The following is a 603-nucleotide window of genomic DNA, read 5'->3' as shown; positions in this document are numbered from 1 at the left end:
TTGCGGGCCAAAAATTGAATGGACTTAGACCTAAGGTCTGTAATGCGCCTGCTACAAAAATAGCAAGCGAGCAGAGAAGTGTTGCTCGCATTTTTGACTCGCTAGCGCTTCAGCGCGCTTTTATTTATTTTTCGAATTTTAAAAGACGTACTGTGCGGCTATCCGCGTTTAATACGGTGACTTTGAATCCTTCGAACAGCGTTTCGTCCCCCCGATTTGGAAGGCAGCCGAAGCTTTTGATGACGCAGCCGCCGATGGTATCGAATTCATCATCAGGAATAAATGTGCCGAAGTGGTCGTTGAACTCTTCCACTGATGTGAGTGCTTTAACCGTCGACTCTGAATCGCTTAGAAGCTTAATATTCGCTTCCTCTTCGATATCGTGCTCATCTTCAATTTCGCCAACAATCTGTTCAAGAACATCTTCGATGGTTACTAAGCCCGACGTGACACCATACTCGTCAATGACGATAGCCATGTGAATACGTTTTTTCTTAAAGTCTTTTAGTAGCTCGTTTAAGCGTTTGCTCTCTGGAATTTTAGAAGCAGGTCGAATCAGCTCTTGGATGTCCTGACGCTTGAGTTCACCCTTAAGTGCGAGCG

The 603-nt window shown here is 45.1% G+C and carries 1 protein-coding gene; it reads right to left on the bottom strand.

Translation table 11 applies throughout. The features are described 5' to 3' along the window. Positions 1-124: 124 nt before the first annotated feature. The coding region (locus A3739_RS23225; RefSeq protein WP_304440303.1) for a transporter associated domain-containing protein at positions 125-603 on the bottom strand (479 nt) is incomplete at its 5' end.

The organism is Oleiphilus sp. HI0067, from assembly GCF_001635735.1.
The sequence above is the reverse complement of the archived record's forward strand: the minus strand, read 5'-3'. Positions and strand labels throughout refer to the sequence as shown.